Below are 23,451 nucleotides of genomic sequence, written 5' to 3' on the forward strand. Positions count from 1 at the left end.
CCTCCTTTTTTTGAACAACAGGTACCCCTATCTGCGCTAAATTACTTGGATATTAAGCAGGCTTGCTCTTGTTAGCGATACTGCGATGCGAATCACAAATCAAGGCCTCACCCCCTTTCAAGTGGGAAGCAATAAATCAGTAGGGTTGGTATATGGAGAACACAATATCGTGGGGAAAACATAGCAAAAAACACTTAGGTGGAAACACAGCAAAACTAAAGTGTACACCTTCAGGCATGGGACATGGGTATCGGTATGGGTTTAATTTGAGTGAACATCAAATGGGTGTTAATGAGGTGATATAGCATTCACTTCGCAGAATGAAGCCAGGGGAGAATACGAAACACACGCTGAGGTAGCGGTAAGGTTACGATTTGGTACGAAAGTATTTATATGGCAAGGAAAATAAAATATGACTTAAATTGGAGGGATGTAGAAGGATATCATGGTACGGTCATGAAAGGAGCCTATGACTATTAAATTTATAAACGGCAGTTCTTCGCTTCCAAGCGTCTGTGGTGTTCGTTACTCGTCACAAAAAAAGTGGAGGGCCATGCATGGCCCTCCACTTATATTATGATTTCCACCATTCGTCATAAGGGGCCACAGGCAACTGACGTTTATGCTCGCTGCGCAAATAGCGTTCCTCGATACTGGCCTTGGTCTTGGTGTCTACTGCTGCGCCAGTTAAATAATCATCCAGCGCTTGATAGGTAATGCCGAGCTCTGCTTCATCGGATTGCTGCGGCTTATCATCAAGCAGGTCGGCCGTAGGAACCTTCAAATACAGACGCTCTGTTGCATTTAATTCCTTAAGCAGCTCACGCCCCTGCGCCTTCGTTAGACCGGCCAATGGCACGAGATCTGCACCACCGTCGCCAAACTTCGTAAAGAAGCCGGTCACAGCCTCGGCGGCATGATCCGTACCGATGACAAGACAGCCCGTCTCCCCGCCGATTGCGTATTGGACCATCATCCGCATGCGCGCCTTGGCATTGCCTTTGTTAAAATCAGACATCGGATGTCCGATCGATTGCTTGACCTGCTCGGAAAAAGCGAGTACCGGTTCCTCGATGTTGACGGCCAGGGATTGATCCGGTCGGATAAAAGTCAGCGCCTCGGCGGCATCCTCCTCATCCTGCTGTGTACCGTAAGGCAAACGGACCGCATAGAATGTCGCTTCATAACCTTCTGCCCGCAGCTCCTCGACCGCAAGCTGGGCCAAGCGGCCAGCAAGTGTCGAATCCTGCCCCCCGCTGATTCCAAGGACGAAGCCTTTGGCTCTCGTCTTGCGGCAGTACGCCTTCAGGAAATCCACCCGCTGTCTGATCTCCTCCTTGGCTTGAATGACCGGCTTCACATGCAGCGCTTTAATGACTTGTTGTTGAATGCTCATATTGCTGATGGCTCCTCTCTACTTATATAATTTGTGATCTTTAATATAGGAATAACATCTGTCGGGCATTAGATAGCGCGGTTCTCCGCCTAATCTGAACTCATCGCGGATATAGCTGGAGCTAATCTCCATCGCCAGCCCTTTATCGATAAGGTGGAACGTTTGTCCGTCATCGCTATTGCGCAGAATAGGCGACCTGCTGATTGCCGAGAGCATATTAATCCCATCCCTGGCCATTACGATGAACTTGTTCTCACGGATAAGCTCCTCGGATTTTTTCCATTTCCCCTCACCGATATCCAGCAGCAGATCGGCTCCCATTATAAAATAAATCTCATCCTCCGGGTATTGCGCCTTAAAATGCTTAAGCGTTAAATACGTCGCAATCTCCCAGCCTGGCTGCTTCATTTCATAATTATCGGCAACAAATCTATCATTCCCCTGGATCGCCATCACAATCATGTTCCAGCGATGCTCATCGCTGACATGCATCGTCTTGTCTGGACGCTTGCTTGAACAGGGCAGAAAAATAACCCGATCCAGCTTGCAACGGTGCATCACCGTACTTGCCGTCCACAAATGCACGTTCGTGATCGGATCAAAGGATGATCCGTAGATTCCTATTTTGGCCAACGCCGATTCCTCCCCTTGTCTCTCCCTTACTGGAGGTTATATAAAAGTCCTCCTTTGATCTCGAAGCAGCACGGCACGGGTAGCTTATTTAATATTGAATCTTGAAATCCTACCGGAACCAGACAGGGGGTTTATGAAGTCATGGTTTCTACGGATACCTCTTAAGGGCTCAAGTACAAACTACGTATGATCCCACTTCTTTTGTTCCCGGCTTCATTCAACTATAGAGTTTTGTAAAATCGCTTATCAAAAGTATAAACCTCAGCGCCAAAAATCCGACTTTTTTAACATAATATTCACTTAAGCTTGGACTCTTTGGTTTACCTGCTCTTGAATCTTGGCGATCAAGCGCATTTTGTTATCCCAGCATGCCTGGCTTAGATCTACGGGATACTCGGCCGGATTAAGCATCCGTTTGTATTCATCCCATAGCAGCTCCAGGTTCTGAGCCGCAAACTGCTGAATCTCGGCCAGCGCCGGCAGCTGATAGACCAATTTGCCCGCCTCGAAGATCGTATGATGCAGCTCGCGTGCTTCGAAATTAGTAACGAACTTGGCAACATGGGTATGCACCGGATGAAACATTTTCAGCGGATCCTCCTGCTGCGGATTCTCATGCATTAGCGCGATATAATCGCCTTCCGATTTCTGATTGGCTTTATTGATGATACGGAACACTTTCTTGCGCCCGGGCGTCGTTACTTTCTCCGGATTCGCACTGATCTTGATCGTATCCTGCATTTGGCCATGCTCGTCCTCGATCGCGATCAATTTATATACCGCACCCAAGGCCGGTTGATCATAAGCTGTAATCAGCTTGGTTCCCACTCCCCACACATCGATCTTCGCCCCCTGCGCCTTCAGGTTCATGATCGTATGCTCATCGAGATCATTGGTCGCATAGATATTGGCCTGCTTGAAACCTGCTGCGTCAAGCATCTTGCGCGCTTCCTTCGACAGATAAGCCAGGTCCCCGCTATCGAGACGAATACCAAGAAAGTTAATCTTCGGGCCAAGTTCCTTGGCCACCTGGATCGCCGTAGGTACCCCTGATCTTAGCGTATCATAGGTATCCACCAGGAACACGCAATCCTTATGGGCTTCCGCATATTTGCGAAAAGCGGTATATTCATCGCGATAGGCTTGAACCATCGCATGGGCGTGGGTGCCTACCGTTGGAATGCCAAACAGCTTGCCGGCTCTGACATTCGAGGTTGCTTCAAAGCCGGCGATATAGGCGGCCCTTGCTCCCCAGATTGCAGCATCCAGCTCCTGTGCGCGACGGGTGCCAAACTCCATGCTGGTCTCATGGCCGATCACCTGCTTGATCCGCGAGGCCTTCGTTGCAATCAAGGTCTGGAAATTAACCATATTGAGCAGAGCAGTCTCAATGAGTTGAGCCTCGGCCAGCGGCGCCTCGATCTGCATCATCGGCTCATTGGCAAAGACGAGTTCACCTTCCTGCATCGAGCGCACGGTTCCCGTAAATCGAAGCTGTTCCAAGTAAGCGAGAAATTCCTCGCTATAGCCGTCCTCCCGTAAAAAATCGAGATCGCTCTTCGTGAAGCGGAATTGCTCCAGATACCGGATCACCCGCTCCAGCCCGGCAAAGACAGCATAACCGTTCTTGAAGGGGATTTTGCGGAAATAGACCTCAAATACAGCCTTGCGGTTATGAATTTGATCCTGCCAATAAGCCTGAGTCATATTGATCTGATATTTATCGGTATGCAGGGCATAGCTGTCATCCGCATAAGCATAAGCGTCCAGCCGCCCCTCTTTATCCAGACTGTTCTTCATGACTGATTCCTCCTCTTTACTGAATCTCCGCTCCAAGCGAGGCTTTAAAATGACGCAGCGCCCAGACATGGCCTTCCTGATCAAAGCTGGCTACAGCCGCTTCATGGATCACAATATGAAATCCTCTATTATAAGCATCAACTGCGGTATGCAATACGCAAATATCCGTGCATACCCCGACCAGATGAAGCTCAGTGATTCCCCTGGCGCGAAGCTGCAGTTCTAGATCCGTTCCTGCAAACGCGCTGTATCTCGTCTTATCCATCCAATATACATTTTCGGACGCCTTGGTCAGCTGATAGACCTTCTCCAAGGCGCCATACAACTCGCGTCCCTTCGTTCCTTCCAGATTGTGCGGAGGGAAGAGCCTGGTCTCGGGATGCAGCTGATCCCCTTGTCTGTGAAGATCAATGGCGAACACAACATAATCATTATTGCCAATAAACTGTTTGGTAATGTCGACCATCGCCTGCTCAATCGCCTGTCCGGGCTTGCCGCACGTCAGCGCTCCATCATCGGCCACAAAGTCATTCGTGTAATCAATATTGATTAATGCTCTCTTCTTCACTTCTGTCATCCTGAATCCCTCCCTGATTTTAGCGTCCCCATTTACTTTCTAACATGGTAAAGCGAATGATTCACATCGGTCGTGGTCTCTGTGAATCGATACAATTGCGTTGGCTTCTTAGAGGTCCGGGTTGTCTTCCTGCCGGGAACCTCTTCAATGAATGGCAGTGATTTTATTTTACGAGCAAAAGAAGCGTCCAGCGCAATCGCTGAATCATCAGTGACGGTAAGCAGCACCGCCTGAAGCTCGGAATAAGTGAATTCCTCGGGCAGAAACTCCTTAGCGGCAGTCGTCTCCAGCAGCTTGCGGCGAATCACATCAATTGCATCACGGATGATCCGTTCGTGATCAAAAGCCAGCTCCAGCTTCAGGACATCCTCAACCGGAAATAGCTCAACTTCACTGGCGTCATCTCCACTCTGGCGATGCTTCAGAAGATGCTCCGGCACGATGGCATAATGCGCATTGGAGATAATCCATCCCCGTGGATCACGTCCCGGAGTATCGTACACGCCATAATGCTCCAGATGGATGCTGTCAACTCCGGTCTCCTCCTTCAATTCTCTGGCAGCAGACTGGAACGCCGTCTCGTCCGGGTTCACGAAGCCGCCGGGCAGCGCCCATTTGCCGGCTTCTATATTCGGACGCCCTTCACTATCCGTCATGCTCCGCTTGATAAGCATAATATACAGCTTCATAACCGGGGGTTTAAAAGGCTCAGGCTGGCCTGAGAGAATGGTAAACACCGCGATATCAGACGTATATCCATCCGGTGTCCTATATTTCTTGACGTCATAGTGCTGCAGCGCCTGTTCATTGGATATCACACTGTGAACCTCCTTTATTTTAACACTTAACAAATTGTTAATTGTAATTATACTGACCTCTTGCAGCATTGTCAACCATATTTATGCAATTTAGGCCCTTACGCACATGAAGCGGGAAAAACCGCCAGGGAAGTTGCCCTGACGGTTTTTAAGTTCGAAGAAAATAAATGCTACTTTGCGGCCATTCGGGTGATTTGCCTTTAATCAGAGCTCACCTTGAACAGGGCTTACTTTGAACCAGGCTACGTTGATCCGAGCTTGCTGGGGACATCGCTTCTCTCCTCTGTTTCCTTTCACATCGCGATATCCACATATTCATCGGGCTTGATGCCTTCATACCGGACAAAGGCCCGTTTGAAGGAATAGACATTTTCATAGCCCACGCGACGGGCAATAACATCGATGCCGCATTTTCTCTCCCGCAGCAGCTCTTTGGCCATTTCCATGCGGAGCCGGCATAAATAATCATAAAAATTAATTCCGGTAACCTCCTTGAAGATTTTCGATACTTTGGAGACCGACATCTGAAAGATTTCAGCAAGCTGCTTCAACGAAACGTCGGAACTGGTGTAATTCTCGTTGACATACTGCAGCAGCTGGCTGCCAACCTCGATCGTAGGCATCGAGTTCGAATAGCGATTGCGTTCGCAGATCAGGGTGACGACTTCATATACATAGCTCCACAGCTCCGCGACATCCGATCCTTCCGCTTTATTGGCAAACTGCTTCACGTAGATGCCGGTATCCAGATTCAATTCATGCAGCACCCGCAGCATCGTCTCCATCAGTAAAGAGACCAACCGCATTGTACTCGCTTCGGACAGGCAGCGCTTCCCATTCTCCGCACTGATCTCATGCAGGATTTGCATGGTTGTATCCAGATTCCCGATCTTCAGATTATTGATCAGCTGTACTTCCCAATCTGTCGGGTAATAGTATTCCACGATCGTCTGAGCCGTTTCTTCCTGAATATCGGGAAGATGGTCGCGTGAGAACATAATAAACTGCAGGCTTTCGTTAGCCGTGTAATACGATTTGCTAATGCCAACCAGTCCCTTCTCTACCGTCCCGGGCAAGACATACGGATGAAAACCGCAAGCCTGTTCGATCTCTTCAGTGATGCTGGCGGCGATTCGCTCCATCCTTCCCTCCTGACCAAAAAGGGCCTCCGAGGACAAAATCAGCGCCTTATCGGCATGGGTCACTTCAAACAGCTCATAATCCAGCCCATGACGCTCCATTACTTTCTCGACAATTACGAGCGTCATCAATTCGATTTTGCGGATCTGGCCGAAATCTGAGACGTCGCGGATCGCATGGAAGCTAATTAGTACCGTACAGTAATACATCTCATCGGTATAACCGATACCGATTTTTTTCAGCCCATTCATTTGCTGATCATCCGTAAAATATCCTTTGAGCAGACGCTGGAACAAATTCGACTTGGCAGCTTTTTCATAGTCCTGCATCGATCGCTGAAGCTTCTCATTTTCATGCAGCAGCCGATCAAAGGATTTTTCAATGTAATTATATTCGGAACCGGAGATGGGACTGCTCCTGACATCGTCATAACGAATCGCAGCCGAAAGCTTGCTCAGCAAGGCCCCTAACGGATGGTAACTGATTTTGGCCAACAGGAACGCGGTTAAAGCGCCAAGCGCGATGGATATCATAATAGCCAGCAGCGAACTGAACAGATTGTTGATACCGATCACACTGCTATCCAGATAAGACATTTTGTACTTCAGATCGCTCTCAAGCGAGGATACCACAAGCTGATAGCTGCCCTGGCTCCCCTGCTCCTCCCCGGCAAGCCCGGCCTGGGTCTGCCTGTAAATCGACTGCCCCTGCGTCGTTATCAAAATATCGGTGGACTCAATACTGCCAAACCGATGCATATAATCCGAGAAGTAAGCGCTGTCAATAAATAAAACAAGAACGCCACGCGGTTGGTTCACCACCTCCAAGCTTTGAAAGACCGGAATGACGCGTTTGCTGTTCCCCCACAGCTTCATCGTTTCCGGCGGCAGCATTTTGAAATACTGTTGTTCGAGTGCGGTGCTCTCGATTCGCTGCTGCACCTCATTATCGAATACAGCCACGCTGGAGAAAAAATCGTCCTCGGCATAGGTCCCCCAAGCAGAAAAAATCTGTTTCTTTTCCGGAAAAACAATCATTCCGAAGGAGAGAATATTCAGGGAGTTGATGGAGTTCTCGAAGTTCCTACGAATTTCCAGCATCTTTAGAAAATCAAATTCATTTTCATATACGTCTGTATTCTGCATCATTTTCCGGACCCAAGATTCTTCACCCATCAGCTTGCCTAAATTTTTGAGCTCCTGCAGTTTATCATCAACGACGACCGCAATCCGATTAGCATCGGAAACATGCTTGTCATGCAGCCGCTGCCTCTCCTCCCTGATGTTCCGCTGCACATTCAAGCTGCTGAATACAATGATCGGAATAATCAGGATCACGGTATAGGATAAAAAGATTTTTCGAAACGTAACGCTTCCGAAGTTTCCTAGTCGCAAAGGCCATCCCCTCCTCCGGTTATGAATCCATCATGAAGCAGAAGGAGGAAAACGACGATCTCCCCTGCTAACGGAGAGAACGTCTGTTTTCCCGATTGTACAATCGTTATTCGATGCTGTTGTATCTATCAAGCAACTGCTGGTCGATCTCGATCAACTGATCCAACCCTAGCTTTTTCAACTCGGAAATATACTCATCCCAGTTATCGAGAGATTTCTGGCCCAAAGCCAGCTTGGTAGCAAGCTCTTCCGAATAGGTTCTAAGATTCGTTAAAATTTTTGTCTTCGTCTCAAGCTGCTGATCATCGGGAATCGCCAGGTAGTTGGCATTCATGTTGACGAAATATGGCTTGTAATTAAGCATATTCAACTCATGGTCGGCTTTATCCTTCGATACGCCGGACAGCTCGAACTCCAGATTGGCGAATTGAACGCGAGGGAATACGGTATCCCCGAATAGCGGGCGCCCGGTGACCTGTCCTGATTTGGCCAGCTCTTCATCCGAACCGTTGTTGATATATACTTTTGCTCCATTGTCATCCCTTTTGTAGGTCTGGCCTTCGATACCCCAGTACAGCAGGTCCGCATAAGGATCAGAGTAGATCATATCGAAAAATCGGATCGCCGCCTCCACATCTTTGCAGTCTTTGGTAATCGCATATTTTTGCCATACCAGAAACGGAGGCTCCAATTGCGCAGCCGGGGCTATATGCTCAACGGCTTGAAGCGGCATCAACGGAAGGAAATCACCGCCGCCATTGATCGTGGGCTCCAGATAAGTTTCCAGATTGTAATCGCTGATGGAAGCCACCTGATTTTCGGTCATCTTCTGCTGCTTCTGCTCTCCCGTAGCCCCGATCAGGCTTGTATCGAGCACCCCTTCCTTAACAAGCTGCTGCAGATAGAGGAAATAGTCCTTGATACCTTCCTGATACCACGGGGAGACTACCTTTTTATTCTCTACGTCCACCGCCGTAATGTCGGTGCCAAGTCCGAACCATTGGGCGATTGCGCCCTCAAATTTGCTCGTATCGTAGACCAGAACCTCGTCCGGCTTGCCGTTGCCATTGGCGTCCTTGTCTCTGATCGCCTTTAACGTGTCCAAATACTCCTTGGCATTGGCTGGGGCCGGAAGATTCAGCTTATCCAGCCAGTCTTTGCGGATCAGCATGCTCAAGGCCACGGGCGCCGGCTCCTTCTCCTGATACGTTTTTTTGTGCAAATCACTGAACCAGTACATTTTGCCGTCAGGCGATGTCGTCGTTTTTTTGGCATAAGGGAATTCCTGATCGTACATCTTCTTAATATTTCCATTGCTATATTTCTCGATTAGCGGATTCAAATCAAGCAGCACACCCTGCTTGGCCAGGTTCAGAACCGTCGTATTATCCAGCTGCGAAATATTCACAATGTCGGGGAGAGAGGAACCTGAGGCCATTCTAGTCTGAATAACTACTTTATATTGCTCATTGGGAACCAGCTCATATTCCAGCTCCAGTCCAGCTTCCTGTATCATTTTATCGACTTCCGTCCACACCGGGTATTTATCTCTATCCTCGAACTTAATGTACTTATTGGAGCCGGTGGGCCCAAGCAATTTCAGTTTGCTGACATTTTTCTCCGCCGTCGAAGAGCTGCCTCCCTCCTCCTTCTTCACCTCTCCGCCGCCGCAGGCTGTGATGGTCCCGAACACAACAACCGCTGCCATCAATGCCATCAATGATCTTCTCCAACGCTTCATCTTTTACATTCCCCCTAGAAATGTTTGATAACACAAGTATTCTATTGCGATCGGATCTGCATGGAGGTTCAATTTTACCAATAAAGAAATCGCTTACATCTTAATGTAGCAACCCTGTTCATGTCTACAGATCCGAGAACAAACCTTTTTGTTGTTCCCGAAAAGCGGTTTAGGGCTATTCTTTCAAGGAACCGAGAAGCGCTCCCTTGATGAAATATTTTTGAAAAAACGGATAGGTAAAAATCACGGGCAACGTTGTGAATACGATGATCGCATACTTTAATTGGATATTGGACAGCATCGTAGCCACTGCATTCTTGGCATCATCCAGCGATAGCATCTTCAGATCGACGGATTGCTGAACAACAACCCGGTACAGATACATTTGCAGCGGATGAAGCTTCTCATTCGGCAAATACACCAGTGCATCAAACCAGCTGTTCCAGATGCCGACAATGGAATAGATAGCAATTACCGCCAGAATCGGCTTGGAAATCGGCAAAATAATCTTGAACAGCAGCTGCAAATGGGAAGCGCCGTCGATAAAGGCGGATTCCTTCAGCCCATCCGGAATTGTCGTAAAGAAGGTCCGAACCAGAATAATGTTCCAGATGCTGACCATCCCCGGAATAATGACTGCAAACATCGTATTGTATAATCCGAGCTTATTTATGAGCAGGTAAGAGGGGATAAGCCCGCCCCCGAAATACATGGGAATCAGCAGATACGCAACTACCCATTTTCTCCCCTTCAGATTTCGCACCGTTAACGGGTAAGCTCCCAGCACGGCCATTAGACAGTTCAATAAGGTCCCGGCGCTGACATAAATCAGTGTGTTGGAGTAAGCCCACCACATTTTCATATCTTTTACGATCAGCTCATACGAGCCGAGGTTGAAGCCTTTCGGATACCAAAAAACATTCATGGCAGCTACTTCTTGCGGCGCGCTGATGGACATGATGATAACAAAGTAAAATGGATACAGGGTGATCAAACAGATAATGAATGCGATCGCATATAAAATAATGTCAACGACGATGGAGCCTTCTCTGATTTTATTTGGATTTCGATGAGCCGAGACCATCTTACTCCTCCTTACCACAAGGCATAGTCTGAATATTTGTGGCTTAATGAGTTAGCAATATATAACAGCGTAAAATTAATTAATGATATGAATAACCCAACTGCCGTCCCCATGCTGAAATTGCCGCCAAGCAGGCCGTCTCGGTACAAATAGGTGCCTATAACATCCGCCGTTTCATACACCATCGGATTGTAGATCAACAAAATAAATTCGCTGTTCGCCGAAAGCAGACTGCCAATCGCGAAAATAAGCAAAATAAAGATGGTCGGACGAATCGAGGGCAGCGAAATATGAAGCATCTGCTTGAATCGGTTAGCTCCATCCATTTTTGCTGCTTCATACAAATTCGGGTCTACGGAGGACATGGCCGCCAAATACAAAATACTGCTCCAGCCAAACGACTTCCAGATGCTCGTAATCGTATAAATCGCCGGGAAATAGGCAGGTTCGGTGTTTAAAGCGATTGGCGTCCCGCCAAACATCTGGATAATGACATTGATTATCCCGTCCACGTTGATAAAGGATAATACCATCCCCGCCACGACTACATTGGAAATAAAATGCGGCAGATAACTAGCCGTCTGCACAAACTTTTTAAAGACGCCATGCTTCAGTTCATTTAGCAATAAGGAGAATACAATAGGTACCCAAAAACCAAACACAAGATAATAAAAGCTGAGCAAGAAGGTATTGCGCATTAATCTTCCGAAGTAAGGTCCGTTAAAAAAATTGATGAAATGCTTGAGTCCTACCCAGTTCACATCTGTAAACGATAAGAAAGGTTTTCCCGGGTAATAATCCTGAAATGCGATCACTATGCCATACATCGGAATATAGCTGAAAATAAAAAGATGGACTAGAACGGGAAGCATTATCAGGTAAAGCTGAGCATTGTCACGAAGGTGAAATGATCGGCGTTTTCCTTGTTGACTGATTGCTTTCATGGTCTTCCCCTTTCCCTTGCGATTGCGGTCATTTTTGGGCCCGTTCCGCATTTTCAATATAGCCGCGCCCTGATTTGAAAGGCAAGCAACATATTTTTCTCGGATTCGCAATTTTTTCGCAGCAAAACCTCTAAGGCTGAAAAGTTCGTAAATTAACCCTGTTTTATACATCCAAAATTAAATTTGTGACACTTATTCCCCAAAACCCGAACAATAACTTGCAAATTCATCTCTTTTTATGTATTATAATTCTTGCATGAACTCCTTATCACCAGTTCATTAAAAGTATGAGGTGACCAATGGTTCATAACGATTCCAATGAATTCAAACAGAAGTTGAGCCAGGTATATAATGAGGTGTCCAAGGAATTGTTTGGCTTCGGTACTTCATTATTGAAGACAAGCGTACATCCCGAAGGAATCGTATTATATGCCAGACATCGTCGTTCCCCCCGCTCTGCGGCTCTGGAGGGCGAGATTCCGGCTTTGAAATATGAAGTCGACTTCTATATGTCGATGATTTACAAGAAGAAGCTGAAATCCCGGCTTGAAGAGGAGCTTGGGCTTCAGATTGAAGTGCTGCTTCGGGATTATGATCCTGCCACGCAGTGGGCTGTCACGAACATTCTCTTACAAGAGGTTGTTCCCAAAAAATAATTAACCTAGCGGCGCTTTCCTTTTGATTGCATCTTAAGGACTGTCCGCACCAGTACCACAAGCAGATGCGGTTATTCTTTGTTTACAATGAATAAGTGCTCTAGTTAGAGATTTTCTTCTACCTAGAGCGCTTTTCTTTTTTTCAAAATGAAATAGAAATTGATGTACAAAAACTTTTAATAGGAGTGAATGAGTGTGAAAAAAACATGGGTTAAAGGTCTTTTGGCTTGCAGCCTTGCTGCAATTGTATTGGCCGGATGCGGAAGCAGCAGCGGTGATGGAAACAGCGCCAACGGCAATACGACAGGTGGCAAACCGCAGAAGCTGGTCATCTCGACCTGGGGCTTCGCTGAGGACTTCTACAATAAAGAGGTCTACGAACCGTTCGAAAAGGCCCATAATGTCAAAATCGTGCTTGAAACAGGCAACAATGCGGACCGCCTAAGCAAAATCATGCAAGGCAGCTCCGATGTCGATGTGATCTATCTGTCCGATTATTACGCGCAGCAGGGCATCGAGGCCGGCGCCTTCGAGACAATCGACCGCAGCCATTTCAAAAACCTGGAGCATATTTATGAGATCGCTCAAGCCCCTAACGGCGAGGAATATGGTCCTGCCTATACCATTGGCCAACTGGGAATTGCTTATGACCCTCAAGCAGCCGGAACAACGATCGAATCCTGGGGCGACCTGTGGAAGCCGGAGCTGAAAGGCAAGCTGACGATGCCAAGCATCACCTCGACCAGCGGTCCGATGATGGTAGATGCCGCATCGAAAATCTCGGGAAGCGCAGAGTTTAACGAAGATCAAGCTTTTGAACAATTGGCCGCGCTGAACCCAAGCGTCGTGAAATATTACAGTAAAACCTCTGAATTCGTAAACATGTTCACCCAAGGGGAAGCCGCAGCCGGGCCGATCATGCAAATGTATCTGAGCGATCTGCAAAAGGCGGTTCCCGGGATCGAGTTCGTAACGCCAAAAGAAGGCGCCTATGCCATCATCAATACGCTTAACGTAGTTAAGGGAAGCAAAAACAAAGAGCTGGCTGAACAATTTATCGATTGGCAGCTTAGCCAAGAAGTCCAAGAAAAAGCCGCAAAAGCCAAAGTAGATTCCCCTGCAAACAAGGACGTGAAACTGACGGAGGAAGAAGCCGCTGGCGTCACTTATGGAGCGGATGTCGTCGAAAAGCTGCAAAAGCTGGACATGGCATTTGTTAACAGCCATCTAAAAGCTTGGACAGATCGCTTCAACCGCGAAGTCACCCGTTAATCCCTTACACCAATCTGTTAATTGCTGCTGCAATATTCCGGCATCTTAGGCAGCCTTGTATGCATTCCACGAAGCAGGGGCTGCCCTAGTCCCTGCTTTTATTCATTAAACGGGACTTAGAATGGATCGGATCAGGGGCATCATCGATTCCCTTGAAAGGTGGACAACTGCCTTCTGCATGAGCCTAACGCAAATGTTGGCCAGAGGGTCGATTGGGAGAAGAGAAATTTGTTCACCGATTTATCTTTGTTCTGCACAGCACGAATTAGTGAGGCAACGGATTCTTTGATGTTTGCCATTTATTAAAGGGATATGTTCAAAAAGCACGGTTTTCAACACCCAAGCTTATGCTTACCAAACCAGCTTTTCTTCGGAACGCTTCAGTGGGATGAACCGGGGTCTCCGGAAGCGGAACGTTATCGCAAGAAAACGTACCTTTGCATCGCACCTCTCTCATTTGAGAATTGCTGCGATCAGGTTTTCTTATCATAAGCGGACTTTTTGAACTACCTCTAAAAACAGGAGATTGCCATTCATGAAAAAGCGATACTTGTACCTGCTTCTTGCACCGGGTTTTCTGTTCCTGACATTGTTCATGATTATTCCGCTGATCCTTACGGTCGGCTCGACTGTATTCAAGGATGGCGGTTTCTCAATCGGGATTTACACACAATTTTTCAAAGACGCGTATTTCCTGGATATTCTGGGTACGACCCTGCTTGTCAGCGTCGTGACAACCTTGCTGTGCATTTTGATCGGTTTTCCGGTCGCCTATTATTTATCCAAGCAGCCGGCGCGCAGAAAAGGCATTATGCTCGCGCTGGCCATCTTTCCATTACTTACGAGCTCGGTCGTGCGCTCTTTCAGCTGGATGATCATACTTGGCAAAAATGGACTAATTAACAATCTGCTGACGTCCATAGGACTCGTTAAAGAGCCGATCAGCATTTTATACACGCCTACAGCGATGATTATCGGACTTGTCCATCTGTTCCTGCCTTTGATTCTGATTACGCTGGTTGGCGTGATGGAGTCGATCGATCATGATTTGGTCCAAGCCGCTCAAAGCTTGGGAGCTTCCAAGCTGACCGCTTTCCGCAAGATCATCTTCCCGCTCAGCATTCCGGGATTGATCGTCGGCAGTATCCTGGTTTTTGTCGGCAGTCTGACGGCCTATACAACACCAGCCCTCCTGGGCGGCAAGAAACGCGTTGTAGCTACATTCCTGTACCAGAATGCCATTACACTGAACGATTGGCAGGCAGCCTCGGCTATCGCCACCATCATGATGATAATTACCTTTATCGTCATTGGGCTGATGAATAAAGCAGCGGCCAAATTCAAACCGAAGGAGTAGAGCTATGAAGAACAAAAATCCTGGGCTTGCCCTGTTCACTTTTATCGTATATATATTTCTGCTCGGGCCGCTTGTGATTATCGCGGTGACCTCCTTTGAGCCTGGAACCGTATTGAAATTCCCGCCAACCGGTTTTTCGCTGCGCTGGTACAAAAATATTTTTGAAGTCGATATGTTTATGAGCACCTTCAAAACTTCTATTTTTGTCTCGCTGCTCGGCAATCTGATCGCTATTTTGTTGGGAATCCCTGCGGCTTACGCACTGAATCGCGCATCCTTCAAGGGCAAGGAGACGCTGAATGCGTTGTTTCTGTCTCCCCTATTGATCCCAGGGATCGTGCTAGGTTTTACTTTGCTGAAGTACGTCGTGATCACCTTCCATATTCCGGTTTATGCAGCGCTATTGATCGGACACACCGTCATTATGCTGCCGTTTATTATCCGCGTTATCGGTTCAAGCCTGGCCGGATTCGATTTCGCGGTTGAAGAAGCGGCGCTCAGCCTTGGCTCCAGCCGCCTGTCCACCTTCTTCAAAGTCGTGCTGCCCAACATCAAATCGGGCATTATCGCCTCGGTGCTGCTGGCCTTCCTGGAGTCGTTCAACAACGTGGACATTTCATTATTTATGACCGGTCCTGGCGTTAGTACGCTGCCGATTCAAATGCTGACTTACGTGGAGAATTATTTTGATCCGACCATCGCGGCGATCTCGGTGCTGCTGATGCTGATCACTGCAGGATTTATGTTTTTGATCGAAAGACTGCTCGGACTCACCTACTTCACTAAACAATGAATGGAGGCATACATTGATGGATTTATTGCAACTGGATAACGTATCGGTCGCCTATGATCAGCAATATATTTTGAAGGACTTCAACCTTTCCATCGAGAAAGGCCACCTTATCTCCCTGCTGGGTCCCAGCGGTTGTGGAAAGACAACTACACTTCGCCTAATTGCCGGTTTCCTTGAAGCTACGGACGGCAAGTTCTCCTTTGGCGGTCAAGACTATACCCGCGTTCCGATTAATAAACGCAACTTCGGCTTTGTGTTCCAGAGCTACGCCTTGTTCCCGCATATGTCCGTCTTCGATAACATCGCCTTTGGCTTGCGGCAGCGCAAGGTCAAAGAGGATGAGATCAAGCGGCGGGTTATGAGCATGCTGGATGTCGTCAGTCTGGGCGGATTTGAGAAACGCTTTCCTCAGGCGCTCTCCGGCGGGCAAAGACAGCGCGTTGCGATTGCACGCGCACTTGTTATCGAACCCGATCTGCTGCTGTTCGATGAGCCGCTGTCCAATCTGGACGCCAACCTTAGGGTCAATATGCGCGTAGAGATCCGCCGAATTCAGCAGGAGCTGGGGATTACGACCGTCTATGTATCGCATGATCAGGAAGAATGCTTCTCGATCTCTGACCGGGTCGCGGTCATGAACAAAGGCATCATCGAACAGCTCGACAAGCCTTCGGTCATCTTCCAATATCCGAAATCGGAGTTCGTTGCCCGTTTTATCGGCTTCAACAACTTCATCGATTTCCAGGAGCGCGAGGATGAAGGCTCTTTCTTCAGCCTGCGCAGCGGGGATGATCATTTTCATGCCGCCAAGGTACCGGGAATGCCTGTGTCTATGAAGGGAGCGATCCGTCCGGACGATATTATCGCCGGAACGCTTGAAGAAATCCAGGCCGGCGATAATGTGTTGACAGGCAAGGTCAAGGTAAGCACTTATCTGGGCCGCAGTTATCAATATGTCGTGGTTACACCACTCGGCGAATTTACCGTGAACAAGGAGATGCAGCAGCCCTATTTGAGCGGGCAAGAAATCCGTCTGTTGTTTCCATCGGAGAAACTCGTACTTGTCGAATAACAATAGGGGGAACAGACATGCAAGCAGATTTGCTATTATTACAACCTCATGTGTATAACAGTTATTTTAAGCAATGGATTCAGCAAAATGTCGCGATTAAGGATGGAAGATTTCTATATGTTGGCCCGCGCGGCGAAGATACGTTTCAGGCGAAGAAAGTGGTGGATGCCCGCGGTTTGTACATGCTTCCCGGCTTTGTGGATATCCACCTGCATATTGAGAGCACGATGGTGACCCCGGAGTCATTCTCACAGGGCTTGCTGCGCAACGGCGTAACGACCATCGTGCCGGAGCCGCATGAAATGGCTAATGTGTTTGGCCTTGAAGGGGTGCTGGAGATGATTAATGCGAGCCGGAGCTGTACCGCAGATATGTTCTACGCCATTCCAAGCTCCGTGCCAGCTACTCCTCTGGAGACAGCCGGCGGTTCGATCGAGATCGAAGATATGGATGCCTTGCTGGCCACCGGTGATGTGATCTGCCTGGGCGAAATCATGAACTACGTAGATGTCATCCGTGATCCGGAATGCAAGACCAATCAGATTCTTAAGCATATGCGGGAGCGTTATCCGGATCTGGTCATCGAAGGCCATGTACCAAAGCTGCTGGATCTGGATTTGGCCCAGGTCATCTATGCCGGGGTTGATTCCGATCATACGCATCAAACGGTCGAAGGACTGGAAGCCCGGATCGGCGCGGGCATGTTCATTGAGATTCAGGAGAAATCGATGACCCCCGAGGTTGTGGACTACCTCATTCAGCATGATGTATCCGAACATTTCTGCTTCGTTACCGATGATGTGATGGCCGATTCGTTCCGGGAGCGCGGTCATTTGAATCAGATCGTACGCAAGGCGATCCGGATGGGTATGGCACCGGAGAAAGCGATCTATGCGGCCACCCTCTCCCCTTCCCGCCGGATGAAGCTGCATGATCGGGGAGCGATCGCACCGGGCAAAATCGCGGACTTCCAGCTTGTATCCGATCTGGGTGAGCTAACGCTCCAGTCCGTTTACAAGAAAGGCTCGGAAGCTTATTCCGCCTCGGGGCCGGTTACCTCCATACAGGCACAGACAGCCTCAGCAGCGTACCGTTTCCCGGATCACTTCTACCAAAGTGTCAAGCTCCCTGAGCTTCACGAGGCCGACTTCGCGGCTGCAGTTGATGTGGAGGACGGCACCTATCGCTGCCGGGTGATGACCGTTGCCGACGGCTCAACATTTACCAAGGAGACTTTGGTCGATTTGGTAGCTGAAGGAGGTCTGCTCCAATGGGAAAATAGCGATTGCGGCATGATCGCTACCTTCGAGCGCCACGGCAAGCATGGCGGCAAAGCATTTGGACTTATAACGGGCGATACGATTAAAAAGGGAGCCATCGCGACGACCTACTCGCATGACAATCACAATCTGCTTGTGGTCGGCCATAACGTACGGGATATGCTGCTGGCTGCAAATACCGCGATCAAGCAACAAGGTGGCTTCTGCGTCGCGCTGGACGGAGAGATTAAGGCCAATATGCATTTGCCTGTCGGCGGCATTCTAACGGAAGATCCGCTGGATACCGCCGCTGAGGCGGTGAAGCAGCTGCGCGAAGCGATGCAAGCGCTTGGCTATGATCATTACAACCCGATCATGTCCATCGCCACCCACTCTCTGCCCGTCAGCCCATACCTGAAAATCACAGACCATGGTCTGATTGACGTAAACAGCGGCAAAGTTGTGCCTTTGATGGTGGAGAAGATCTGAGGCCAGATGCCTCTGGCTAACTTCTACCACTAGCTTCCGGTCACTAACGTCTGGCTATTTAGCATCTGGCCCTGCTCATCTACCCTCTGGCCATCTAACGAAACGTGGTATCGCTATTTCGACTAAAAAGGGCCTCCCTAAATTCTAACGAAACTGGGGAGCGTTATTTCAGTAAAAGTGCTGCTCAAAACCCCATTTTTACCCGAATAGCGATATGGTGTTTCGTTAGAATTTTTCCGCCGCGATTTTGGAGCTAATAACGATATGGTGTTTCGTTAGAGTTTGCCAAACTTGTGCGCAAGAGCTTGTTCGACAAAAAAGGAGCTATTCCCAAGTAGTATTTACTATTGGGAAGCTCCTTTCGGCTTTTTGCCACATGTGACGGGCGCTGCAACCACTTGCAAGTGAAAAACAGCCATTTTCATATTTTAACGGTTATCAGCAACTCAAAAGACGCGATTTCGATTTTACCAAATAATTTGCTGCCAGTTCTGTTACAATGTTCCCCAATGTTCCTTCTAAGCAGCTACCATTCCGTTATAGATCATAATGGCTAAATTCCCCTTAGCAATTACACCATTCCCACTATAAATCAAGTTAGTCCAAATTCCTCTTCTATGCGACTGGTATGTTCGTTACAGTCCGGTTTTATCTGCTCTTACCTGTGACGATCGTGGTAGATGTGGCGATCTATGATAAGCTTATGAACTCCACTCTATAACGATTAACGCTCAACATGCGCCTTTCCGGCAAGCAGCCGATCAATTTCCGCCGCACTCGGCAAGCCTTCCCAATCCCCGATCGCTTGTATCACCCGGGATCCGATCAGATTTCCGAGACGAACCGCCTCCTCGAGACTGTAATCCTTCAAGAGACCGGCCAAAAATCCGGCGCAAAAGCCGTCGCCCGCTCCCACCGTATCGATCACATGCTCCACCTTATAATACGGAACCGCAGACAGCTTGTCATTCTCGAGAATGTAAGTCTCATCATCGCCGCCTTTAATAATGCTTACCGCAGACAATTCACCAAGCCTGGCAATGATCTCATCCATCGAATCTGTCTCATAGAGCAGCTTCAATTCATCTAGCCCTGGCAGGAAGTAATCCGCTTTCATCGCTAGCGGTAAAAGCACCTTTCTAGCCTCTTCCACACTCCACAGCTTCAAGCGTAGATTCGGATCGAAGCTTACCTTAACTCCGTGACGTCTTGCCATATCCATCGCTGCTGCAGCCGTTTCGGCACAGGACGAACTTAACGCAGGAGTGATCCCGGTAATATGCAAAATTTTTGCCCCGGCGATATATTCCTCATCCAAATGCTCAGGGGTCATCATACTGGCCGCTGACAGCTTGCGGTAATAGTACACAGAGCTTCTTCCGGCTACATTTTCGCGAACCATAAGCCCTGTCGGAGCTTCCTGCGTGAACGAGGCATGCGATACGTCAACGCCTTCTCCGCGAACCATTTTATAAATGCGATGTCCAAATGGGTCATCACCAAGACGCCCGCACCAGCCCACAGAATGTCCAAGCCGGGACAATCCGATCGCTACATTCGTCTCGGCTCCGCCAAATGACGGCGTCAGATCAGAAGTATATTCAAGACCTTTGCCTCCTTCAGCGATCAATAGCGCCATGCTCTCTCCGAAGGTGATCACTTCCGGATGTGAATTGGGGTAATGCATTTCGTCTTCACCATCTCTTTCAATCTGTCTTCATATTGCGCTGCTATTCATAGACTTATTACTTATGTTCTATTATCTCATTCTTGGACAGATTAGACTATGCATATATTAACTTTTTCGAGAAAAAATGAACCCAAACACACCTAAAGCGCCAAAAGGGAACTAAAATGCACTCTCCCCTGGCGCTTTATTCGCTTAAAAAGGTGATTCAAAAAGACGTTTTTGATAAGAAAACCAATCAAGGTAATTCAAAGATGAGCGACCGCGCTCCATCAAGTAGATTTTCCTGCGATATAGAATCTCATCAATTCGAACACTCGCTTAAACCTCCAGAATCGAAGGCATAATATGCGGGGTCCGGCCAACCTCTCTGATAAAGAATCTGCGCAACACCCGATTGGTTGTCTTGACCCAAGCATTGCTGTCATATGGACCTTGTTCGCCCAGCTTCTTCAAGCTTCGCCGCAGTGCCATCTCCGCCCGTCTGAGTAAAGGTCTGGCGTCCTGCATGTATACAAAGCCTCTCGTTACAATATCTGGCCCGGCGAGAATCTGGCGTGTGGCCACATCCACCGTCATAACGACGATGACAATCCCCTCCTGGGCAAGCTCTTCTCTTTCTTCTACCAATTCTTCTTCAAAAGTTCGAATCTCGCCATTGCTGACGATGACCTCTCCCGCGGGTATGCTGCGACCGCGCTTGGCGCGATTGCGGTATACCGATAACGTGTCTCCGAGATTCATCAGGAACACTTGCTCCTCGTTCATCCCCGTTTGCATTGCTAATTTTTTATGTGCTAACAGCATCCGGTATTCCCCATGAATCGGAATAAAATATTTCGGCTGAATAAATCTCAGCATCAGCTTCAAATCTTCTCGACATCCGTGACCGGAAGCATGGATACCGAATATCGAGCCGTAAATGACATTGGCACCAGCCCGCATCAGCAAATCGATACAGCGATTGATATTCGGGCCATTGCCCGGAATTGGCGATGATGAGAACACAACCGAATCTCCCGGATAAATGGAAACGGAACGATGCGCACCCGAAGCGATCCGGCTCAGTGCCGCGTTCGGCTCACCTTGGCTGCCCGTACAAATAATCAGGATTCGATTGTCTTCATATTTATCAATTTGTTTAATATCGATTAACATTCCGTCGGGGATACGGATATATCCCAAATCCTGACCGATCGCAAATACGCGCTCCATGCTTCGTCCAAGAACGGCGATTTTGCGGTTGCTCATGATGGCAGCATCGACAACCTGCTGTAGACGGTTCACATTAGAGGCAAACATAGCAAACAGAATTCGGCCATGGCAATTATGGAAGGTTTCAAGAATAGCGTTGCCTACACGATGCTCTGAAGGGGTGAAGCCATCCTTCTCACTGTTCGTGCTATCCGCTAGCAGGGCGAGCACACCCTCACTGCCAACACTAGCCATCTTGGCGATATTAGCCGGATGGTCCTCCGGCGTAAAATCGAATTTGAAGTCGCCCGTATGGACGACTGCTCCATATGGAGTATCAACGACAATCCCGAATGCATCCGGGATACTGTGTGTAGTGCGGAAGAAATGAACGGCGAGATGCTTGTAGGCAAATCTGTCATTCTCCTGAAAAACATGCAATTCCGTCTGTTCGAGCATCCGATATTCTTCAAGCTTCGCCCGAACCAGCCCGATTGTTAGCGGTCCACCGTACACAGGAACCTTCAACTGACGGAGCACAAAAGGCAGGGCCCCAATATGGTCTTCATGTCCGTGCGTCAAAAATAAACCTTTGATTTTATGCTGATTCTTAACTAGATAACTGACATCTGGAATAATATAATCGATTCCCGACAGCTTGGAATCGGGAAATTTCAGCCCAGCGTCGATAATAATGATCTCATTTCTAAATTCAATACCGTACATGTTCTTTCCAATTTCCCCGAGTCCGCCAAGCGAATAAATGCGTACAGGCGGTTGGGAAGGCTTGGAACGCCGGTAATTTTTCACCGGTTTTGGGACAACTTCATTCATTATGTGATTAATCCTCTCTAGAAAAATGCAGACGGGGCTAATCTAATTATACTGAAATATAGACGCAATAAAAAGGCATTTCTACAATAGTGTATAGGAAACGAGTTAAACCCACATGAGATAAGAGATTAGGCCATTTTTGAATTAGTTTGCTCTACAACATAAAATAGCACTCTACAAGTCATTTTCCGGTAAAATACGGTTACTACATAGACCTCATAGGGACATTCCCATTCCCTAAGCGGTCTGTTCACTCTGCAAATAGAAAATGAGCTTTGTTTTTGTCTTCTCTCATTTAACTATACAAGTTAATGGATGTCCTGGTAATTATTATTTGCCCTATTATCAGTTTCAAGTGAAAACGTAAGTTAAACAATGTAATCCTTAGGAGCTTTAGTGTAAGTATTGGGCATACGAGGATAAATCTACTTCAGTAGTGTAACCTTTATCTATTCTATTTCGTTTAAATGGGGGAGGCGAAAACAGTATGAAATTAAGTCAGAGGATTAGCTTCACAGTAACAATAGGGGTCTTAGCAATAGGTGTATTGTCATCTACAGTTGGCGCAACTGCGGCCCAAACAATGGATAAGCAAATACCTGCTCAAACGGTGGAGAAAGTGGTTGTTACCGATCCGACAGTCATTACTAAGCTGAACAGCACTAGTGTTGCACCATTAGTTAATGAAGCTAAGGAACGGTATTACCATGTAATGTGTGGTGGGGATGAAACCGACAAAGGTTTCGAATTAAACGGTCAGCAATATCGTTATTTATTTGATGATATCGGAACTCGTGCGAAGTTGATGGACTACTTAAAGAACGTATATACCGAAACAGCTGCCGCTTACTTGGTAGACAAATATCTCATTACTCACAATGGACGTTTAGCTATAGCTCAGCTTCATGTAGCTAAAGGCAATATTCTCGAATTTGATAAGGCTACCGCCAAAATGCTGAGCATGACAGAAACGAAACGTGTATACAAATTGTGTGTTCCTCATCCGGATCATACACTGCAGTCAGAATATATCACTGTGAAATTTAAGAAGATCGGTGACTACTGGAGAGTAGATACTGCTCCGCATGTTATTTTTTAATATACATCATTGTCCAGAAAATAATTTAAAATGACCACCCTGCCGGCATAAAGCTGGCAGGGTATCGGTGCTTCCAGATTTGCTTGCAGCATATTACTTTCGCTTTAAAATTTCAATCCGTTTCCTCGCTAGGTCATATGCAACTTACGCTGTTTTCCTTCTATCATTTCCCCCCATATTTGCGAAAGCACAGGTTAAGCATCCTGATGCTC

At 47.7% G+C, this 23,451-nt stretch carries 18 protein-coding genes; 7 read left to right on the forward strand and 11 right to left on the reverse strand.

Annotated elements, in window-relative coordinates; translation table 11 throughout:
- Positions 1–574: 574 nt before the first annotated feature.
- The 9 genes from nadE to BN1360_RS22975 all read right to left on the reverse strand — a co-directional run bounded on the left by nadE (position 575) and on the right by BN1360_RS22975 (position 11,527).
- The gene (gene nadE, locus BN1360_RS22935) at positions 575–1,396 is read right to left on the reverse strand and encodes an ammonia-dependent NAD(+) synthetase (protein WP_068782157.1); all 822 of its coding nucleotides are present in this window, start codon (positions 1,394–1,396) and stop codon (positions 575–577) included.
- Between the two features lie 18 nt (positions 1,397–1,414).
- Positions 1,415–2,029: a nicotinate (nicotinamide) nucleotide adenylyltransferase gene (gene nadD / locus BN1360_RS22940; protein WP_068782158.1), complete on the reverse strand. Its 615-nt coding sequence runs from the start codon at positions 2,027–2,029 to the stop codon at positions 1,415–1,417.
- A 300-nt stretch (positions 2,030–2,329) separates the two neighbouring features.
- Positions 2,330–3,829, reverse strand: a complete 1,500-nt coding sequence (locus BN1360_RS22945; protein ID WP_068782159.1) for a nicotinate phosphoribosyltransferase — start codon at positions 3,827–3,829, stop codon at positions 2,330–2,332.
- Positions 3,830–3,845: 16 nt separating this feature from the next.
- Positions 3,846–4,406, reverse strand: a complete 561-nt coding sequence (locus BN1360_RS22950) for a cysteine hydrolase family protein (protein ID WP_068782160.1) — start codon at positions 4,404–4,406, stop codon at positions 3,846–3,848.
- Between the two features lie 32 nt (positions 4,407–4,438).
- Positions 4,439–5,221 (reverse strand): NUDIX hydrolase, encoded by a 783-nt coding sequence (locus tag BN1360_RS22955; protein ID WP_068782538.1) that lies wholly within the window; start codon positions 5,219–5,221, stop codon positions 4,439–4,441.
- Positions 5,222–5,517: 296 nt separating this feature from the next.
- On the reverse strand, positions 5,518–7,758 hold the full coding sequence (locus tag BN1360_RS22960) for a helix-turn-helix transcriptional regulator (RefSeq protein ID WP_068782161.1): 2,241 nt from the start codon (positions 7,756–7,758) through the stop codon (positions 5,518–5,520).
- Positions 7,759–7,864: 106 nt separating this feature from the next.
- Complete coding sequence (locus tag BN1360_RS22965; RefSeq protein WP_068782162.1) at positions 7,865–9,499, reverse strand: extracellular solute-binding protein; 1,635 nt, start codon at positions 9,497–9,499, stop codon at positions 7,865–7,867.
- A gap of 175 nt (positions 9,500–9,674) precedes the next feature.
- Complete coding sequence (locus BN1360_RS22970) at positions 9,675–10,583, reverse strand: carbohydrate ABC transporter permease (RefSeq protein WP_068782163.1); 909 nt, start codon at positions 10,581–10,583, stop codon at positions 9,675–9,677.
- Between the two features lie 11 nt (positions 10,584–10,594).
- Entirely contained in the window at positions 10,595–11,527 is a 933-nt protein-coding gene (locus BN1360_RS22975) for an ABC transporter permease (RefSeq protein ID WP_068782164.1), read from the reverse strand.
- 299 nt (positions 11,528–11,826) lie between these two features.
- On the opposite strand from BN1360_RS22975, the gene BN1360_RS22980 reads away from it, so the two are divergent.
- The 6 genes from BN1360_RS22980 to BN1360_RS23005 all read left to right on the forward strand — a co-directional run bounded on the left by BN1360_RS22980 (position 11,827) and on the right by BN1360_RS23005 (position 18,425).
- The gene (locus BN1360_RS22980; RefSeq protein WP_068782165.1) at positions 11,827–12,183 is read left to right on the forward strand and encodes a hypothetical protein; all 357 of its coding nucleotides are present in this window, start codon (positions 11,827–11,829) and stop codon (positions 12,181–12,183) included.
- A 189-nt stretch (positions 12,184–12,372) separates the two neighbouring features.
- The gene (locus BN1360_RS22985; protein WP_068782166.1) at positions 12,373–13,455 is read left to right on the forward strand and encodes an ABC transporter substrate-binding protein; all 1,083 of its coding nucleotides are present in this window, start codon (positions 12,373–12,375) and stop codon (positions 13,453–13,455) included.
- A 535-nt stretch (positions 13,456–13,990) separates the two neighbouring features.
- Positions 13,991–14,812, forward strand: coding sequence for an ABC transporter permease (locus tag BN1360_RS22990; RefSeq protein ID WP_068782167.1), 822 nt, complete (start codon positions 13,991–13,993; stop codon positions 14,810–14,812).
- A gap of 4 nt (positions 14,813–14,816) precedes the next feature.
- Complete coding sequence (locus BN1360_RS22995; protein ID WP_068782168.1) at positions 14,817–15,605, forward strand: ABC transporter permease; 789 nt, start codon at positions 14,817–14,819, stop codon at positions 15,603–15,605.
- Positions 15,606–15,621: 16 nt separating this feature from the next.
- Entirely contained in the window at positions 15,622–16,677 is a 1,056-nt protein-coding gene (locus tag BN1360_RS23000) for an ABC transporter ATP-binding protein (protein ID WP_068782169.1), read from the forward strand.
- 17 nt (positions 16,678–16,694) lie between these two features.
- Complete coding sequence (locus tag BN1360_RS23005) at positions 16,695–18,425, forward strand: adenine deaminase C-terminal domain-containing protein (RefSeq protein WP_068782170.1); 1,731 nt, start codon at positions 16,695–16,697, stop codon at positions 18,423–18,425.
- A gap of 724 nt (positions 18,426–19,149) precedes the next feature.
- On the opposite strand, the gene BN1360_RS23010 is transcribed toward BN1360_RS23005, so the two are convergent.
- Together BN1360_RS23010 and BN1360_RS23015 are read right to left on the reverse strand one after the other, a co-directional pair.
- Positions 19,150–20,112 carry a sugar kinase gene (locus tag BN1360_RS23010; protein ID WP_068782171.1) on the reverse strand — a complete coding sequence of 321 codons (963 nt, stop codon included), beginning with the start codon at positions 20,110–20,112 and terminating at the stop codon, positions 19,150–19,152.
- Positions 20,113–20,433: 321 nt separating this feature from the next.
- Positions 20,434–22,140, reverse strand: coding sequence for a ribonuclease J (locus BN1360_RS23015; protein ID WP_068782172.1), 1,707 nt, complete (start codon positions 22,138–22,140; stop codon positions 20,434–20,436).
- A gap of 487 nt (positions 22,141–22,627) precedes the next feature.
- On the opposite strand from BN1360_RS23015, the gene BN1360_RS23020 reads away from it, so the two are divergent.
- A complete protein-coding gene (locus tag BN1360_RS23020; RefSeq protein ID WP_068782173.1) occupies positions 22,628–23,239 on the forward strand; it encodes a DL-endopeptidase inhibitor IseA family protein in 612 nt (203 codons plus the stop codon).
- The last annotated feature ends 212 nt before the right edge of the window (positions 23,240–23,451 follow it).

Origin of the sequence: Paenibacillus sp. GM2, assembly GCF_900069005.2 — a bacterium.
GTDB lineage: Bacteria > Bacillota > Bacilli > Paenibacillales > Paenibacillaceae > Fontibacillus.

Coding starts and splice junctions, on each gene's coding strand:
- BN1360_RS23010 (WP_068782171.1), bottom strand. CDS start 20,112: ATGCATTACCCCAATTCACATCCGGAAGTGATCACCTTCGGAGAGAGC.
- BN1360_RS22980 (WP_068782165.1), top strand. CDS start 11,827: ATGGTTCATAACGATTCCAATGAATTCAAACAGAAGTTGAGCCAGGTA.
- BN1360_RS22965 (WP_068782162.1), bottom strand. CDS start 9,499: ATGAAGCGTTGGAGAAGATCATTGATGGCATTGATGGCAGCGGTTGTT.
- BN1360_RS23005 (WP_068782170.1), top strand. CDS start 16,695: ATGCAAGCAGATTTGCTATTATTACAACCTCATGTGTATAACAGTTAT.
- BN1360_RS22975 (WP_068782164.1), bottom strand. CDS start 11,527: ATGAAAGCAATCAGTCAACAAGGAAAACGCCGATCATTTCACCTTCGT.
- BN1360_RS23000 (WP_068782169.1), top strand. CDS start 15,622: ATGGATTTATTGCAACTGGATAACGTATCGGTCGCCTATGATCAGCAA.
- BN1360_RS22970 (WP_068782163.1), bottom strand. CDS start 10,583: ATGGTCTCGGCTCATCGAAATCCAAATAAAATCAGAGAAGGCTCCATC.
- nadE (WP_068782157.1), bottom strand. CDS start 1,396: ATGAGCATTCAACAACAAGTCATTAAAGCGCTGCATGTGAAGCCGGTC.
- BN1360_RS23015 (WP_068782172.1), bottom strand. CDS start 22,140: ATGAATGAAGTTGTCCCAAAACCGGTGAAAAATTACCGGCGTTCCAAG.
- BN1360_RS22945 (WP_068782159.1), bottom strand. CDS start 3,829: ATGAAGAACAGTCTGGATAAAGAGGGGCGGCTGGACGCTTATGCTTAT.
- BN1360_RS23020 (WP_068782173.1), top strand. CDS start 22,628: ATGAAATTAAGTCAGAGGATTAGCTTCACAGTAACAATAGGGGTCTTA.
- BN1360_RS22990 (WP_068782167.1), top strand. CDS start 13,991: ATGAAAAAGCGATACTTGTACCTGCTTCTTGCACCGGGTTTTCTGTTC.
- BN1360_RS22950 (WP_068782160.1), bottom strand. CDS start 4,406: ATGACAGAAGTGAAGAAGAGAGCATTAATCAATATTGATTACACGAAT.
- BN1360_RS22985 (WP_068782166.1), top strand. CDS start 12,373: ATGAGTGTGAAAAAAACATGGGTTAAAGGTCTTTTGGCTTGCAGCCTT.
- BN1360_RS22995 (WP_068782168.1), top strand. CDS start 14,817: ATGAAGAACAAAAATCCTGGGCTTGCCCTGTTCACTTTTATCGTATAT.